The organism is Microcoleus sp. Pol12B3 (genome assembly GCF_036701355.1).
Classification (GTDB): Bacteria; Cyanobacteriota; Cyanobacteriia; order Cyanobacteriales; family Microcoleaceae; genus Microcoleus.
In genome coordinates this window covers 1-16,554 of record NZ_JAUBQS010000092.1, presented here as the reverse complement: position 1 = coordinate 16,554, position 16,554 = coordinate 1, and the positions used below count along the sequence as shown (strand labels likewise).

The following is a 16,554-nucleotide window of genomic DNA, read 5'->3' as shown; positions in this document are numbered from 1 at the left end:
TTACTACCGATCGCCTAGAATTGTTAAAACTGTTATCTGCCCAAATTGCTATTTCTATTGAGAATGCTCAACTTTACAAAAATTTACAGGAGTTTAATCAAAACTTAGAGCAATTAGTGAGCGATCGTACTCAACAATTATCGAACACCCTAGAGGCTTTAAAAGCCACCCAAACTCAGCTAGTCGAATCTGAAAAAATGGCATCTCTGGGAGGATTAGTTGCTGGTGTTGCTCATGAAATTAATACTCCCATCGGAGTGGGTGTCACTGTTGCTTCAGCTTTAGCAGAAAATACCACCGAATTTGCATCTATTTATAAAAGTGGCAAAATGAAGCGCTCGGATTTAGAAGAATTTGTCGATATTGCTACCCAAAGCAGTAAGGCACTTCTAATTAACCTAGATCGAGCGGCAGCCTTGATTCAAAGCTTTAAGCAAGTAGCAGTCGATCGCTCTAGCGAAGAACGGCGTACTTTCCAGATCAGACCTTATCTTGATGAAATTTTATTACAATTAAAACCCAAGTTGAAAAATAGCCAACATTCGCTTAAAATTAAGGGAGATAGCAAAATTGCTATCGATTCTTATCCAGGAGCCTTGTCCCAAGTTGTGACAAACTTGCTGATCAATTCTCTGATTCATGCCTACGAACCAGGGATTTCTGGGGAACTACTCTTTGCTTGGGAGCAAGAAGGTAATCGGCTAAGGTTTGAATACGCCGATCGAGGTAAAGGTATTCCCCCAGAAAACTTAAGTAAAATTTTTGAGCCATTCTTTACCACTAAGCGCGGTCAAGGTGGCAGTGGGTTAGGGTTACATATTGTTTACAATTTAGTCACTCAAAAACTCAAAGGTGAAATTGAATGTCTAAGTGAGTTGGGAAGAGGAACCAAGTTTATTATTAAATTACCCATGCAAATAGATTCACAAATGTAGAGTTCCAATTCCGATTTCCTGGCAAAGATAACTAAGTAAGTCCACCTCATTAAAAATAAAATAAGGATGACTGAAAAGGTTGCTGTGTAACTCTTCTCTCGTGTGCCTTTTTCTTAACAGGTTTTCTAACTTCAAATCTAAACATTAGTAAAAAATAAAGGTGTACAGCAATGAAAAGTGATTTTGACGATTTGTCAACTAAATCATCTGCAGAAACAGTATTCTTTGCCGAAGCAATCGACTCCAATGATGAAATTTTTTTTGCAGATGAAACTATAAAAGAAAAGCTGACTGAAAGTTGGAAAGTTTTAGTTGTAGATGATGAGGCTCAAGTTCACACAGCTACCGAAATTTCACTAAGGAAGTTTGTCTTTGAAAATAAATCTTTAACCTTCATTAATGCTTACTCCGCTCGGGAAGCTAAACAGCTAATCCAAGAAAATCCTGATGTTGCCATCATCTTACTTGATGTAATTATGGAAACAGATGATGCTGGCTTAAACTTTGTTAAATATGTCCGAGAAGTTTTAGGAAATCAGTTAGTGCGAATTATTTTACGCACGGGTCAACCCGGACAAGTACCTGAAAAAAACATTATTATCAATTACGATATTAATGACTATAAAACTAAAACTGAATTAACGACATCAAAGCTATACACTACGATGCTAACAGCTTTGAGAAGTTTTTCTCTAAGTCAGAATTTGCAGTCGGAAATAGAGCGTCGCAAACAAGTAGAGAAAGCACTCCGTATCAGTCAAGAAAAAGAATACCAAAAATCTATTGCCTTAGAACATTTTGTCAAAGAACTGCAAGAAACACAACTCCAGTTAGTTCAAAGTGAAAAAATGTCTAGTCTCGGTCAATTAGTTGCAGGTGTCGCTCATGAAATCAACAATCCGGTTAACTTTATTTACGGCAATCTCTCCCACGCCAACGACTATATTAAAGAACTCATTAATATGTTGAATCTTTACCAACGGTATTACCCGCAACCAGAAGCAGAAATTGTTCATGAAATAGAAGATGCAGAGTTACCATTTATCATAGATGATTTACCAAAATTGCTTTCTTCCATGCAGTTAGGGATCGAACGCATTCGCAATATTGTTCACTCTCTACGCAATTTTTCGCGGTTGGATGAAACTGAAATTAAATCAGTAGATATCCACGAAGGCATTAATAGCACTTTGCTGATCTTACAGCACAGACTAAAGGCTAAGTCTGATCGGCCTGCTATTAATGTGATAAAAGACTATGGTGCATTGCCGCTTGTGAACTGTTATGCCGGTCAGCTCAATCAGGTGTTTATGAACCTTTTAGCGAATGCTATAGATGCTTTAGAAGAGCGGGTAAGTAGAGAAGATGGTGCAGTTTTTAAACCCCAGATTTTGATTCGTACTGAAGTGGTACCCGGCAATTCGCATGACAACATTAGCTCAGCTTCCCACATCCTGGTAACAATTTCTGATAATGGTGTGGGCATGACAGAGAAAGTTCGTGCTAAACTTTTCACTCCCTTTTTTACTACTAAGCCCATAGGAAAAGGTACAGGCATGGGATTGTCCATCAGCAGAAAAATTCTGATAGAAAAACACTGCGGTCAATTAGAGTGTATTTCTACGCCTGAGCAGGGAACCCAGTTTATTATTGATCTGCCGACAATCTGTAAATCCACTAAGCTCGCCACCGTAGCGAATGCCTAGAAAACTTATCTGGCTGAATTGATCGTATATCGGTTTTCAGTTGCAGGAGAATAGGGTAATTGCTAATTCCTCATTAATCGGAATTCTGACAGAATTTTTTCCCGCATCAAGTCCCCCCCTTTTTCATGGGTGGGGACTTGATGCAATACGGTTGATTTAGTGCTAAAACTTTTGAACCACTTTGGGTTATTCTTAATCAATGGAAGTGCTATTTTATGTGACAGATTGCTGGAAAGTTGACCGAAGTTTTAGTGCTGATTCAAGTAAAATTATGAGCACAAATTACAGGAAAAGACTTGACGGAAAAAATACAATATGAAGACATTATTTTACTCAGTCAAACGAAAAAACTTTGGCTACTCTAAATCTGAACAAAGGCTCAGATACTCCGTTGGATCGATTATTAGTTCACCGTTCCCAAAGTTGCCGATATTCCAATTCCATATCAAAATCAAAGAAATTATTTTGGTTTTATGCGATCGTCGGCGTTGCTTAGTGATACCCTAATTCAGAAACGGCTTTTTGTATAGTAATTTAATCCAGCCGATCAACGCTCTTCGCTTTGCCGTAAATGCCGCCAGATTTCTTGATGACATACGTACCAAAAATACAGGGCTAAATTCACAAGAGCTAATAATTTAGTACCATCTTCTAACATCGCGTGTAGTCCTTGATTTTCATTGTGTAAAATATCCTCCAACCGCGAGATAGCAAACAAGATGAATGCTGCAACTAATGGCAGGTAAGGAGTGGTTTTGATGTATCGCAAAAACTTAACTAGGTAAAGGAAAACAGCACTACCATAACACAAATAAATTAATTTCTTAGATATTCCCAACCGAGACATAATCAAAGTCATCCGAAACCTGTCATCCAGGTAAAGGACTCCCAGGAGTAAAGCACTAAAAAATAAGAATATCGCCGCTCGACTCTGCGGCTCTTTTTGTCGCAACACTCCGAACGTAAATGCACAAATTGCGACTGAGAGGCACCCGGTAACTTCGGAAACTCCGGTTAGAATTCCGTCGTAAGGCAACCAGAAATTAAAAGGATCGCTAAATAGGCGTTCAAGTCCGCGTCCCTTGTTGTTGAATTTGGCATATACGCTCAGCCCGCCCAAAATCCCAATAGTCAGAATGTTAAAAAAAGCTAAAAGCGGTACACCAAAAAAGTGTTTCTTGAAAACTTTTAAAGAATTTGATAACTTGGGAAGTTTATCGAATAAAGGCAGATGCTTCATAAAAATGTCTCTAAGCAATAGAGTTCGTTAATTATTCACTGGTAGCCAAACCACAAAGGTAGTGCCACGATCCGTTGGATATAATAAATTAGTTTCTGTAAAGGGTAGCCATTCAGGATTGAGTGGGGAAAATACTTCTATTTCTCCTTGCATTTGGCGGACTAAATCGCGGGCGATCGCCAAACCCAATCCTGTGCCAGGAATTTCGGTCTGCGCTTTTTCTCCCCGGTAGTGCCGCTCAAATAAATGCTCTAAATCCTGGGGAGGAATGCCGGAACCTGTGTCGCTGACGGCAACTGCTATGGCAGGCAATTGGCTGTATCCTGCCCGATCGCCATCCGCTGCTTTATACCTTACTTTAATATAAATTTGGCGGCCGGCAGGGGTATATTTCAAAGCATTGTCAATTAAATTGCTCAAAACCTCGCGCAAAGCTCGATCGTTCGCTGAGACTGGCGGCAAATCAGCCGCAATGTCAGCTACCAATTTCAGATTCCTTTCAGATGCGATAGCCTCGGCGGAAGTTAACAGCGGTTTTAAGACTTCTGTAACAAAACAGGATTCCTCCAAATTGGCCACAGGTGACAGCGACAGAGGAGAATGCCGGATTGATTCGACATTGGAGATGGCTTTTTCTGAGCTCCCCGATCGCAGTTTTAGATGTGCTTCGCCGGTGTCAACAGTTCGATCGAACTGGCCGAGCAACTCTTGCAGCCGATCGCTCTCTCGGACAATGCTAAAAGCCACATTGCGGTTTTTGTCTTCCGGTACCAGCCGCCGCGCTAACAGCTTGCCAAAAGTTCGCAACGCTGTCAGCGGACTTTTGAACTGGTGCAGCAAATTGTGCATCGTGTCGTAAACCTGAGCCTGGATTTGCCGACTCGTACCCAATTCCTGCTGCATCCACTGCGATCGCTGGTCTAAAATGCAGGCTAGGGCTAAGGTGCGAGCAATTTGTTGTATTTGAGCCTCTTCTCGCTCGTTCCAAGGCCTGTCTTGCCGACCGCTGACTAGAAGTCCCATTACAGCTCCCTCGTGTATCAGAGGCGTCACTATTTGCATCCGCTGCTGCCACAAATTCTCCGGGCCTTGGCACTGATGGGAACTGCGCTCATTACCCGGAAGCGGTTCGGGTGCGATCGCCCCTACCGTTGATTCTTCCACTGGCAGAACAGGCGGCGCCAGCAGGCGCGGTACTGGTTTTACTGTCGAGCTTTCGGAAGATTGCAACCTCAACCCCTGATTTTCTTCCGATTCGGCTGAGGTTTCTGGGTAAACCGCGATCGGCACCAACTTTGCTTCGCTGCCTTCTACCAACTCTTTTGTCAGGTATACCGCGCTGAATTTCGCTCCCAAACTAACGGCGATGGCCACCTGCGAGCGGCAAAGTTTGACAAATTCTGAACTGGCTGGCATTAACATGAGCGCCACATTAAGATATCTAACGGAATTCTAAGTAAATTACAAATTATCGGCCACCGATTACTGATGAGAGACTTCTAGATTTCAGGTTTCTTCCCTTTGATAGAAGGCAGCTATGTTGAAGGCATCGGGCTTTCATGAACCCCTATTGCCCCGCCTCGCCGTCGGCGCAGCTTTCACCGATCCCCAAGCTTGGCTTGTGCCGGAACTTGCGGCCAACAATAGCACAACCGCTACACTTTTGTCGATCGGCACGAATGTTAAGATTATGTCGATATATTAAAAACAGTTGAATTTTTGAGCTAGAACGGATATACTGGCCTCGGATTTGGTAGCTATCATTACAACCTGTCTGCTCATACTGTCTGCTCACAGAGGAGGTAAAGAAATTGGCCAGGAGACGCAAACGCAAGAGTCGCCGCCGACAAGAAGGACGCAGAATTTTAGAGTGTGTGCCTCAATATAGCATCGAGAGCGGCGAAGATAAACCCGTAACAGCGGCTCGCAAGTTCATCCATGCAGAAGGCATTGCTCCCCCAGCTTTGCTGTTAGTCAAGCGTAACGAGCATACCACTGACAGATACTTCTGGGCTGAAAAAGGTTTATTTGGAGCCCAATACGTAGAAGAGAACCATTTCTTGTTTCCCAGCTTAAAGGTGATGTTGGAAGCTACCACAGAAAAAATTCCTGTGGTGTCAGCGGCCCGCGCATAGCTCAAAATGTTTAGCTCAAAACATTGACAGCAATGTTTTTCTAAGTCTTTTAACAAAAGCGCGACAGTTCTCATTGTCTGGAGAGTGCCAACTGAAATTTCTGCGAAAAGTCCTTAGGAATTAGGGTATAAGGAGCCATCGCAACAGGCGTGATCGCAGCCCAAGGGCGATCGCCACAATTGGCACTTTCACGATAATGGTTTTTTTTTGACTGTTTTGTCGATCGGACAAGTGGATCAAAAAAACAGCCAACGAGAGAGCCGCTTTTTAATCATTGGTTTGTCAGCTCGAAGTCTAACTACGGCATCTAGCATATCAAAAAACGCTCCGCGTCAAACTTTTAATCGAGCGGTTTTAAATCTAAAGCTTTTTGCATGGCTGCTAGTTCATCGCGGTGAGCTCGGACAGTAACAAAGCTCTTGGTTTGGCTTCCCGACTCAGCAACTGATTCGAGTTTGAGCGAGACTTGCTCAGAGCGTCCAGCTTTTTTCCAGTAAAATACCCCCGCCAGCGGGGACAACAGTACCAAAGCTAGGAAAATTTGACCCTGCTGGGGAACTAGCATTCCCAAAACCAGTCCCAAGCACAGAGCGCCACCTGCACTCAGCAGAGTTAGAAAAATAGCTAGAAACCAACTCGGCCGCACAAAACCCTCAAACGTGACTTTATAGTTGGGGGCATCGACGGCTGCAACTCGATAAGCTCTATCGGCAAAATACTGTTGTAAGTCGGCTAACAGTGACTCTTGGGCGCTCTCGGAAGCCAGCTTGACTTGTTCGATTCGCTCTTTGACTGAAGCCTTGATGAAGAAAAACAAGCCAACAGCCAGCAGTAGCGTTAGCAAAAATGTTGAAGGAAGAACAGCAGTATCCATCGGTAGAAGTTTGTGTAATTGAAATTCTCTACTATTACTTTACAGAACTTGACATACGAAAGCGATCGAGGACTTACGCAGACACTTTGTTATCAAAATTCGCAGAAAGCTTTGTAGCAAAGTGTTTTGCTCTCCATCACCCAATTCCCATATCTCCCCATCGTCGCTAATTCTCAAGTGACAATGCGTAAGTCCTGACGTAGTGTAGCTGCTTTAATCGCTGTGCGGCGGGCGATCGAGCAAAGCGAAGGCAAGGAAGGCAAATCGCTTTGCAAGTAGCGCCAGCATCTCCAGGGTTTAGGCATCCGATTCCAACTCGGCTAACCTGTGTGACCAGTTTCTAAGGCGCGGGGCCGACGCCCTGACGCGCCGTTTCCCTGACCTATATACTCGTGCCAGAGACGAGCGAGGTCTTGAGCTTGGTGCCGCCACTCAGGGAGGATTTGATACATCCGGCGGGGGCGGCCGCGTCCTTCTACTTTTTTCCAGTAACCCGTGATTACGGCTTCATCTTCTAGGAATTTCAGAGCGCTGTAGAGAACGGTATCCGAAAGTCGGTAGATGGGGAATTCCCTCTCTAGTTGGCCAATCAGTTCTGTACCGTAGGAATCTCCGCGCAATAACACGGAGAGAATGTAGCACACAGCTAATTCCTTGTTTAGATAAACAGGAGGGGGGTCTTGAAAAAATTGATAGATATGTTCAAACTTCATCTGTCTTGTCCGCTGGAAACTCTCGTGATACCGTCAGGTTAACGGGAGAGGAAAGCGGGGCGGGGGATGCCGCTTCCTAATGATTAAGTGGGACATTGGGGAAACAGAGGTGCAGTATTTCCCCAGTGAATGTTGATGGCCCCAAAGGCTTGTCCTGCACTTCGGTAATGTTTGCCTGCCCCTTGGTTGAGGAGGACTGCCGTAACTAGCGCAATTTTTTCCTCTTCCAATCTATCGCAGCGACTATTGTCAAGTGTGCGATCGCCTGCAAGAGTTGGCAGTTACTTTGGGAGTTAGTGTTTTAACTGAATTTGCAGTTAATGTTTGCGCTCAAGCGCAGGCTTTAAACCGAACTCAGGCCTAACATGGCGCGCAGTGTAAAAGTTAGAAAGACAAAAGTCGCTACAATCGAACTAATCAGGGCGATCGCAGTTGCCGGTCGATCGAGCAGGGGTTTGAGTCGCTCGAACAGGAAAAAGAAAATTCCCAGACATATCGTGATGAAAAAGCGCGGGTAGCGAGAGACGTTATTAATAAAATCTTGCATGAGCTTGGTGGGGTAAAGTGTCACAGCACGATCTTTGACTGGTAACACTTGTGAGCGAGTTAGACAATTTTGGCACAGCCGGAGCTAAATCTGCCAATCGGGCGATCGGGCATTTTTGCCGTTGAGGCTGACATATATAATTCTAACGAAAACTTTTCGCCGATCGATGGGGCGATGTCTGTTTAATGCCGGAATGCTAAGTTCGGTGACAACTTCTGAAGTATTTCTATTGAGTTCTAGTTGTGATAAATATTATAGTGCCGTTATTTCTAGATAAATGTCTGCTTCCGCACCTTTTCAAGTCTTGCCGCGTCCCTTTCTGCAATGGCCTGGAGGCAAAACTAGGTTGAAGATATTAAAAACCCAGAGAATCACACTATGCGAATTTTAGTCTTGGATTTGCTTCAAAATCCAAGAAACCCAGCCTTGGACTGTAAAGTAACGCCTTTTTATAGTTGTATCATTAATATCTGGACGATTTTCTGAGATTATTTTACAGATTGTATCTTCTGGCGGAATTTCTCCCTGTTTAAGGGTTAATTCAAATACTAAATAAAAAACTTTTTTTTCTAAAATTTTATTAATCAAATCTAGATATTTTAATTTAGGTCTTTTATGTAAAATTGACCTTCCTTCACTTGTCAAGCGAAAAATTGGTTTTTTTATTATAGAACTTTTATATTTTTCTATCAGTCCAATATACACACCAGCATTAGTATAATAGCCAGTTTGCCTGCGGTTAAATTGATAATTGTCAGTAATATCATCTGTGGTTAAATCTCTTTCTAATAACAATGATAATAAATCTACTATCCTATCAAATTTATCAGCTTGTGGCAATGTAACCTTTGGCTCTTCAATTACTTTAATATTATTGAATACCCGCTCGACATCACTCCGTTGTATTTCTTCGGGAGCGATCGTATAATTTTTTTGTGTTATCAGTTGGAGAGAGTTATAATCTTTATCATTGCTAAATTCATAAATAAAAAAGCTAAAAATGTCGTTAGAGTATGTCATCAATACGGGAATCACTTTTTTAGCAATTTTTTTTGACCACAATCTGTAGGGATAGTAAAGTTGTCTAATCAAAAAATCGTCGATGGCATAGTTTTTAGCTTCGATCAGGACAAAATAGTTGTTACTTTCAAATCCCGCATCTATCTCACACTGAGAATTTTTAACCTTGATTGAATAGGGTTTATTAGCGATGGAATTTATAATATTAAAATCAAAGGCCTCTGTAGACATTCTCCCAGAAACAGTATAAGCTGTTTGTTCGCCGAATAAATCATCTATAATACCGATATTAAATGCACAGTGCAATGCGGAACTTTCAGAAGATAAATTTGTGTAATCTATACTCTCTATGCCGGGAGGAAACTCAAAAGGAATCACTTCAATTTCACTATCATATTTAACTTTCAAGTGTGTATCAAAGTTACCTATAACATATTTTGAGCGAGAAATTGGCAAGATGGATAGATGATTTGCTCGAAATATATGTGGCAAATTAACAAAGTGATCGAACTTTGCCATCAGCCTGCTTTCTCTTTGCTTATTGATTTGAGCCGCTTCTATTTCAAAACAACCATTTCGAGCGACTTCTTCTAAGATTTTATGCGTTTCAAATAGTGTTTCCCAAGCTCTATCGTTGGCAGTTTTCTTAGTTTTACTCATATTTATTGAGCCGGAATTTCATAATTTAAAACTAATACTTCATCAACCATACCTCTTTTCAAGGCATTTGAGTTGATACTTCTCGTTGCCCTAACTTTTATGATTGTATACTGATCATCCTTGTACAAATCCAGAATAAAATCCGTACAAGAATTACTCAGCATTACCTTGCAACCTCTTTTATGTAAAGCGTCAAACTCTTCTTTTAGTCGTTCTTGTTCGTCTCTATTAAAGCCATTCACATCATATCCAGTAAAAGAAGCTGTTTCCGAAACTGGATCGTAAGGAGGATCTAAATAAACAAAATCTCCTTTCTTGGCGCTTTGAATAGCTTTTGCAAAATCCTGATTTAACAGTTCTATAGTGTGCTTCTTCAAGTATTTATTCACAGCTCTTAAAACAGCGTTATCTAAAATATTTGGGTTTTTATACCTACCAAACGGAACATTAAACTGACCTTGGGAATTAACCCTAAACAAGCCATTATAGCAGGTTTTATTTAGATAAATGATTCGTGCTGCTTTTTCCACTTCCGACAAATTTTGATATTCTTTCGTTGAACGATCTAAGTCTCTCATGCCATAATAAGACCTTTCGCTATTGGTATATTTATCCTTGCTTAATTCCTCGATCAGCTCATCTAATGAGTCTCTAATTACTTTATAGCAGTTAATCAGTTCTGTGTTGCTATCATTGATAACAGCTTTTGGGGGCTGTAACTCAAACAAGAGTGCGCCTCCACCTATGAAAGGTTCATAGTATGTATGTTTGCTTATCGGCTTGGGAACATACTTAACAATTTCTGGCAATAACTGCCTTTTACCTCCTGCCCACTTTAAGAAGGGTCTTACTAACGGATTAATTTTCCCTCTTACTAACGTATCGCTTTTCACTCAGATGCCTCTAACGCTGAACAATTTATTGTAAGTTGAATTTTAGTTCAAGTCAAGAGGCAATGGTGATATCGATTCAAGGTGTAAGTCGCAGTTAAATATAGCGACAAAAGCACCTTGACATAAATCTATTCATCTGATATGTCTGGGAAAACAATCTGAATTAAGCCGATCGCACTTGAATCACCCCTCGGTCGAAAACCCGTTTGTCAGTACCGATAGAACTGACAAACATCCGGTCTTCATAGACATCAAACGTCGCAAAACTCAGGCGGCTAGCAGAATACTCCGTCCACTCAGAACGATTCACCGGACGAGTGCCCGCGCCGGCCCCGCAAATTAAATAAGTCGTACCGTTAATCGAGCGAGTGCGTTCGTAACTGTGTTCGTGTCCGTTGATATAAAGCTGCACGCCGTACTTTTGAAACAAAGGCGTGAAAGTCTTAATAAAAGATTGATTCGATCCGTAGACGCCAGAGGAATAAATCGGGTGGTGGCCAAACACAATTTTCCAAGGTGCCGTGCTTTGACTCAACTCTTTTTCCAGCCAAGCAAGCTGATTTTCCCAGTCAGCATTGTGATTGGTATCTAAAGCAAAAAACTGTACCGGATCGCGCCGAAAAGTATAGTAGCGACCTTGCATATTAAAACCCGCATATTTAACTTGCTGGTCGCCGTTACCAGTGCGGATGTCGTGATTTCCCAGACAAGCATAAAATTTTACATTTTGCTGCAATAACGGCTGATAAGGCTTCTCGAAAACTGCATTAATTTTTTCAAATTCGCCGTTATTGTAGATATTGTCGCCGGCGAGAACAGTAACATTAAAAGGGTTTTCCCGGTGATATTGCGCCATCGCCTCAGCCACAGCATACTGACCTTCAGCGCCGGTACCGGTGTCGGCCACCGAAATAAAGCGTAAAATAGGCGGTGAGGCCGGCAAAGGAACGATCGTCCTTTCTGCCTCAACGTTAGAAGCCACAGCAGCATCGGTGTCTGTATCCCAGGCAGTCCGAAGCTGAAACATTTTCCAGACTCCGGCAAAACCTAAGCTGCTGAGACTGCCTGAAATTAGAAAGTGACGGCGTTTGATGCTCATTTTGATTCAGTTACAACTAAGTTAAATGATAAATTAAGGTTGAGATGGCTCAACTAAAATTTATCTCGTTTAGATATATTTGCAACGCCCCAAGGCAGAGAAAATGTCAGAAGAACAACTAAACCAGTCAACTCCAGAACCCTCTCAATCTCCGACACCGCAGGTTGATTCGGCTGCAAAGTCTGCCCCCACTGGCAGCAAAACTCAAAATGCCAGCAGCGCGGTTCCCAAAAATCAGAGAATCAAAGCTTTGATTGCCTCGATAGGGAATTTGGGAAAAAAAGGGAAAAAATTAGCAGCAGAACCGCCGTTGGAGGCCCAAAAGCCGATCGCCCCCACCGCTTCTGACTCAGCAACAGTAACTCCTCCCACTGTTGCTGCGGAAGTTAACAGCGTGCCTCCAAAAGTTGCTGTAAAAGTTGATAAAAAGCCTGTATCCCAACGCACGGAAGGGAGTTTTATAGAGAAAGTCGTTGTACTTTGGCAAAGTATTGTGCGGCTAGTGCGATCGCTACTGCCACCATCTGCCAATGAGAAGCTGTCCGATCCAATTTTAAACGCCGCATTAGCCGCAATTCTAATCGTTGCAGTGGGTTTAACTTTCAACAGTTTCTCGGCAAAACCGCCGGACAAAGTAGCAAAAGTTCCTCTCCCAGCAGCGCAGCAGTCGCCGCCAACCTTTGGCGATTTTGTGGAGCCGGGAACGCCGAAATCGCCAGAGGCGATCGCACCATCTGAGCCAATCTCTGCTAAATTCAAAAGCAAGTTGCCCGATTTAGTGGCTCCAGAAAAACCGCAACCAGTAGAAGTTATCCCACCGCCGCCGCTGACGCCGGAACAGTCTCTGATTGCTGCGATTCAAAATCAAATTACTGACATTAAGAATCGACTGGGCGGCGGTTTAGTTGAGTCTGTTCAAGCTAATTTTTCCAGCAGCATTTTGACAGTAAAAGTCGCTGAAGATTGGTACAAACTCAGCGAAGTTGAGCAAAATCAACTAGCAACGAAGATGTGGAAGGAGGCTAACTCACTCGATTTCAGCAAGTTAGAAATTGCGAATATGGAAGGTAAGTTAATAGCTAGAAGTCCGGTTGTTGGTTCGGAAATGATTATTTTAGACAGAGGAATTAATTAGAATTTAAATAGTCTGTATCTGTACACCATTTTACCAGCCTTAAAGTCCAGGACGCAAAACCTAATTATGTAGGGTGCGCAGTGCGCACCTTTGTTGATTTTTTTGAGAAATATCGAGTTTTTCCCAACTCCTACAGAATGCACCATTAAATTAATTAACTTTGAGGAAAATTGAAAAATGACAATTTTAACTCAAGTCGAACAAGTAGAAATTGAATATCCCAGCAGCGACGGAGAGCCGATGGCTGAAAGCGACATCACGCGCGATTACATGACTTACAGCGTTGAAGCTGTAAACCTTTACTTTCAAGAGCGTTCTGATGTTTACGTGTCAGCCAATTCTTTCATTTATTATGAACAAGGGAACAACCAGACAGTTGTTGCTCCGGATATTTATGTGGTGTTTGGAGTAGCCAAACGCAAAAGGGATAATTATAAAGTTTGGGAAGAAGAGGAATTATTCCCGATTTTGTGTTAGAAATTACTTCCGAAACAACTCAGACGAAAGACCAAGAAACTAAACAGGAAATTTATCGGGCTTTGGGAGTTAGGGAATATTTTCAGTACGATCCGTCGGGAGATTACCTAAATCCGATTGTACAGGGAGTACGTTTAATAAACAATCAGTATGAGCCGATTGTAGCCAACAATATAGCTTTCGATACGCTGTGGTTGTTCAGTGAAGTGCTGGGACTGGAATTGCATCTAATTTCAGGAGAATTGAGGTTTAGAGTTCCTGAAACGGGTGAGTTTTTGAAGACTCACAAGGAAGAAAACCAGGGACGACTGGCGGCGGAGTTAACATTGCGCCAGCTCGTAACTCAAGTCTTGAATTCTGGAATGAGTCGGGAACAGGTGGCGCAAATGATGAATTTATCGACCGTCGAAGTGCAACGATTGGTAGGGGAAAACTTTTGATCGATCGCACTTTTCCAAGATATATTGGAAAAGTGCGATCGAAGTATGGCACAAAATGTAAACAGTCAACAGTCAACAGTTAACAATTAACGAAGGACTAGATAGGCTTATTAGTAGGTTTAAAACCCTGCTTTTGAAAATAGGTTCTAAATACGTCTAGAGCAATTGGTGCCGCCGAGACTGCACCAAATCCCCCCCCTTCAACGATAACTGCGATCGCAACTTCAGGTTTGTCAGCAGGAGCAAAACCCACATACATAGAATTGTCAGGATGACCGGGCATTTCCACAGTCCCAGTCTTACCAGCACTTAAAGGAATAGTACCGTCATTCATGCCGCGGCCTGTACCTTTTTTTACCACGTCCATCAATCCTTGTTTAATGACGTTTAAAGTTGCAGGCTTAATACCTGTTGGAATTTTTTGAGTTATAGGAGTATTGGTTTGAGAAGCCAACAAATGGGGCTGCACTCGCCAACCGCCATTGGCAATAGTTGACACCATCACAGCCAATTCTAGGGGAGTACAAAGTACCAAACCCTGACCGATCGCCATTGTTACTGTATCGCCAACGTACCAATCTTCACCATACATTTTCTGTTTCTCTGCTGGGATCGGAACTTGACCGTGATTGGCGCCGTCTATCCCCAAAAGATCTAAATTAATAGTACCGCCAATGCCCATTTTTTTAGCCCATTTCGCCATTTCTTCCGGCCCTGCAGTCATACCTACTTGATAGAAAAACGTATTGCTGCTGTAGGCTAGAGCATCGCGGAAACCGATAACACCGTAACCGGCACCGTGTTCGTTAAAGGAAATTCCGCCGATGTTAATTGAAGCAGAACTTACCAAAGTCGAGTCAGGAGAGAACTTGCCCGACTCCATCCCGGCTACAGAAGTTACAATCTTAAAAGTGCTGCCGACTGGATAGCCTTGAACTGCCCGATTTAAAAATGGTTTGTCTGGCCCTTGCAGCCGATCCCATTCTTTTTGAGTCACCTTGCGGGTGAAAATATTGGGGTCAAATGTCGGCCAACTAGCCATTGTTAAAAGAGCTCCGGTTTTCACGTCGATCGCCACAACTGCACCCAGGCGATCGCCCAAAGCTTTTTCCGCAGTTTTCTGCATATCTAAATCTAAAGTTAGCTGCACCGGTTTGCCGGGAATAGGCTCTTTTACACCTAAATCTTGGATTTCCTCACCCTTAGCATTCACCTCGATTAAACGGTTGCCCCAAACGCCCTCTAAAGTTGAATTGGCTAATTTTTCAACTCCCATTTGACCGACGATCATTCCCATCGGGTATGCAGGATTAGCTTTTAATTGATCTAAACTAGCTTCGCCGACGTATCCCAAAAGGTGAGCTGCTAATTGCTGGTTGGGATTGTCTCGGCTCGATTCTACGCGAATTTCAACTCCCCGCAAAGTATTAGCTTGTTCTCCCAATGCCACGAAAGTACCGACATCGATATCCTTACTAATTCGCACTGGCAGGGCCGATCTGTAGCCAACTGCATCAATTTTTTTGACAATTTCGGCTGCTGGAAGTTTGACGATCGGGCCCAGTGTAGCGGCGATCTCTTGCCACTCCTTGGCCGATCGCTCTTTTGGCCACACATATACCGATCGAGATACGCGGTTGGCCGCAAAAATTTTGCCGTTGCGGTCTAAAATTTGACCGCGATTGGCTGGGACTGAAACAGGGCGAATGCGGTTATTTTCCGCCCGCTGTCGGTTGTAGGCTCCCTGTACCAGTTGCAGTTCGGCTAGACGAAATATTGGTAGCGTCACCAAGGTAGTGACGAACAGCATAAAAATCATAACTTGGAGCGAGCGGCTGCGTTGCCGTGCAGGATTGTCCAAGCCATTTTTGTCGAATCGGATTTTAGAGTTAAAAGAAAAATCGCCAGCCATATTAATTAATCTGCTCTTTTTATTCAACTAACAGGTTGAGACGGTTCCCATCCGGATGATTTGGCAGAGGCTACAGGGATTATAACTTCTAACTCTTTAGTAACAGACATAAATTCTATCGATTGGCAGATGAATCAGCCGGATTTGTTGATTAAGTTAGACCTTAAATATCAGGTTTTTCTGACAATTTAACTGTTAAGGAGGTAGGGGCGCTGTGGAACCGATCGATTTTTTGATTGCTTGGCTCGTGACGGGCAGCAGCTTGTTGCTAATTTCTCAACTGCCGATCGGCGTAGAAATTGACAGCACACCGAAAGCAGTAATTTCCGCTGCGGTTTTGGGAATGTTGAATGTTTTAATTTTGCCAGTTCTCAAAGCAGTTTTTTTCGTGCCGAACCTACTGACGCTGGGATTGCTTTCCGGCGTGTTTGCTTTTGTAATGAACGTGATTGTTTTTGCCTCGGCTGCGAAGTTAGTTGAAGGATTTAGTTTGCGGATGGGCCTTTGGAGCGCGGTACTGGGGGCGATCGCCTTGGCTGTAGTTAGCAGCTTTATCAATGGCGCACTAATTTAGCAACTTCCCCTGATCAAGGGCGATTTCTATCGCCCGATATTTCCCATCCTTAGCTGGCGCGTTTCCTGTGCCTACAAGCGATTGAAATCACCGAATATTTCTTCTCCCTTCTTCCTTCAACCCACATTCCGCAGATGTGGGTGGAATTTTTTTATCAGTTGTGAAAAGTTGGAACCCCAAAGTTTTTCCGTTTA

18 protein-coding genes are annotated in these 16,554 nt (G+C 42.9%); 8 read left to right on the top strand and 10 right to left on the bottom strand.

The genetic code is table 11. From position 1 onward, the window contains the following. Together QUA53_RS26935 and QUA53_RS26930 are read left to right on the top strand one after the other, a co-directional pair. Positions 1-935 (top strand): GAF domain-containing sensor histidine kinase (locus QUA53_RS26935; RefSeq protein WP_333100796.1); only part of this gene is annotated, 935 nt, incomplete at its 5' end. 170 nt (positions 936-1,105) lie between these two features. Beyond that, entirely contained in the window at positions 1,106-2,641 is a 1,536-nt protein-coding gene (locus QUA53_RS26930) for an ATP-binding protein (protein ID WP_333100797.1), read from the top strand. A gap of 547 nt (positions 2,642-3,188) precedes the next feature. Here QUA53_RS26930 and QUA53_RS26925 read toward each other — a convergent pair. Both QUA53_RS26925 and QUA53_RS26920 read right to left on the bottom strand, forming a co-directional pair. Further along, positions 3,189-3,881, bottom strand: a complete 693-nt coding sequence (locus QUA53_RS26925; RefSeq protein WP_333100798.1) for a hypothetical protein — start codon at positions 3,879-3,881, stop codon at positions 3,189-3,191. A gap of 27 nt (positions 3,882-3,908) precedes the next feature. After that, positions 3,909-5,297 (bottom strand): ATP-binding protein, encoded by a 1,389-nt coding sequence (locus QUA53_RS26920; protein WP_333100799.1) that lies wholly within the window; start codon positions 5,295-5,297, stop codon positions 3,909-3,911. 121 nt (positions 5,298-5,418) lie between these two features. Here QUA53_RS26920 and QUA53_RS26915 point away from each other — a divergent pair, with 121 nt between their 5' ends. Both QUA53_RS26915 and QUA53_RS26910 read left to right on the top strand, forming a co-directional pair. Further along, positions 5,419-5,586 carry a hypothetical protein gene (locus tag QUA53_RS26915; RefSeq protein WP_333100800.1) on the top strand — a complete coding sequence of 56 codons (168 nt, stop codon included), beginning with the start codon at positions 5,419-5,421 and terminating at the stop codon, positions 5,584-5,586. Between the two features lie 106 nt (positions 5,587-5,692). Beyond that, entirely contained in the window at positions 5,693-6,016 is a 324-nt protein-coding gene (locus QUA53_RS26910) for a DUF3155 domain-containing protein (protein WP_333066452.1), read from the top strand. A gap of 340 nt (positions 6,017-6,356) precedes the next feature. On the opposite strand, the gene QUA53_RS26905 is transcribed toward QUA53_RS26910, so the two are convergent. The 7 genes from QUA53_RS26905 to QUA53_RS26875 form a co-directional block, all read right to left on the bottom strand. After that, on the bottom strand, positions 6,357-6,890 hold the full coding sequence (locus tag QUA53_RS26905; protein ID WP_333066454.1) for a cofactor assembly of complex C subunit B: 534 nt from the start codon (positions 6,888-6,890) through the stop codon (positions 6,357-6,359). A 173-nt stretch (positions 6,891-7,063) separates the two neighbouring features. Beyond that, positions 7,064-7,195, bottom strand: a complete 132-nt coding sequence (locus QUA53_RS26900; RefSeq protein ID WP_333078057.1) for a hypothetical protein — start codon at positions 7,193-7,195, stop codon at positions 7,064-7,066. Between the two features lie 15 nt (positions 7,196-7,210). Then, the gene (locus QUA53_RS26895; RefSeq protein WP_293144339.1) at positions 7,211-7,603 is read right to left on the bottom strand and encodes a PadR family transcriptional regulator; all 393 of its coding nucleotides are present in this window, start codon (positions 7,601-7,603) and stop codon (positions 7,211-7,213) included. A 343-nt stretch (positions 7,604-7,946) separates the two neighbouring features. Next, the gene (locus QUA53_RS26890; protein ID WP_190657763.1) at positions 7,947-8,150 is read right to left on the bottom strand and encodes a DUF751 family protein; all 204 of its coding nucleotides are present in this window, start codon (positions 8,148-8,150) and stop codon (positions 7,947-7,949) included. A 387-nt stretch (positions 8,151-8,537) separates the two neighbouring features. Beyond that, positions 8,538-9,830 (bottom strand): type II restriction enzyme, encoded by a 1,293-nt coding sequence (locus QUA53_RS26885; RefSeq protein WP_333100801.1) that lies wholly within the window; start codon positions 9,828-9,830, stop codon positions 8,538-8,540. 2 nt (positions 9,831-9,832) lie between these two features. Further along, the gene (locus tag QUA53_RS26880) at positions 9,833-10,723 is read right to left on the bottom strand and encodes a DNA adenine methylase (RefSeq protein ID WP_333100803.1); all 891 of its coding nucleotides are present in this window, start codon (positions 10,721-10,723) and stop codon (positions 9,833-9,835) included. A gap of 163 nt (positions 10,724-10,886) precedes the next feature. Further along, positions 10,887-11,822, bottom strand: coding sequence for a metallophosphoesterase (locus tag QUA53_RS26875; RefSeq protein WP_333100804.1), 936 nt, complete (start codon positions 11,820-11,822; stop codon positions 10,887-10,889). 103 nt (positions 11,823-11,925) lie between these two features. Here QUA53_RS26875 and QUA53_RS26870 point away from each other — a divergent pair, with 103 nt between their 5' ends. The 3 genes from QUA53_RS26870 to QUA53_RS26860 all read left to right on the top strand — a co-directional run bounded on the left by QUA53_RS26870 (position 11,926) and on the right by QUA53_RS26860 (position 13,874). After that, the gene (locus QUA53_RS26870) at positions 11,926-12,957 is read left to right on the top strand and encodes a hypothetical protein (RefSeq protein WP_333100805.1); all 1,032 of its coding nucleotides are present in this window, start codon (positions 11,926-11,928) and stop codon (positions 12,955-12,957) included. A gap of 177 nt (positions 12,958-13,134) precedes the next feature. Next, a complete protein-coding gene (locus tag QUA53_RS26865) occupies positions 13,135-13,434 on the top strand; it encodes a hypothetical protein (protein ID WP_333100807.1) in 300 nt (99 codons plus the stop codon). Next, positions 13,428-13,874 (top strand): Uma2 family endonuclease, encoded by a 447-nt coding sequence (locus QUA53_RS26860; protein ID WP_333249216.1) that lies wholly within the window; start codon positions 13,428-13,430, stop codon positions 13,872-13,874. Before QUA53_RS26865 ends, QUA53_RS26860 begins: the two co-directional genes overlap by 7 nt. A gap of 97 nt (positions 13,875-13,971) precedes the next feature. Here QUA53_RS26860 and mrdA read toward each other — a convergent pair whose 3' ends face one another. Next, positions 13,972-15,786: a penicillin-binding protein 2 gene (gene mrdA, locus QUA53_RS26855; protein WP_333100810.1), complete on the bottom strand. Its 1,815-nt coding sequence runs from the start codon at positions 15,784-15,786 to the stop codon at positions 13,972-13,974. A gap of 214 nt (positions 15,787-16,000) precedes the next feature. Between mrdA and QUA53_RS26850 the strand changes: the two genes are divergently transcribed. After that, positions 16,001-16,360 (top strand): phage holin family protein, encoded by a 360-nt coding sequence (locus QUA53_RS26850; protein WP_333100812.1) that lies wholly within the window; start codon positions 16,001-16,003, stop codon positions 16,358-16,360. Positions 16,361-16,554: the final 194 nt, after the last annotated feature.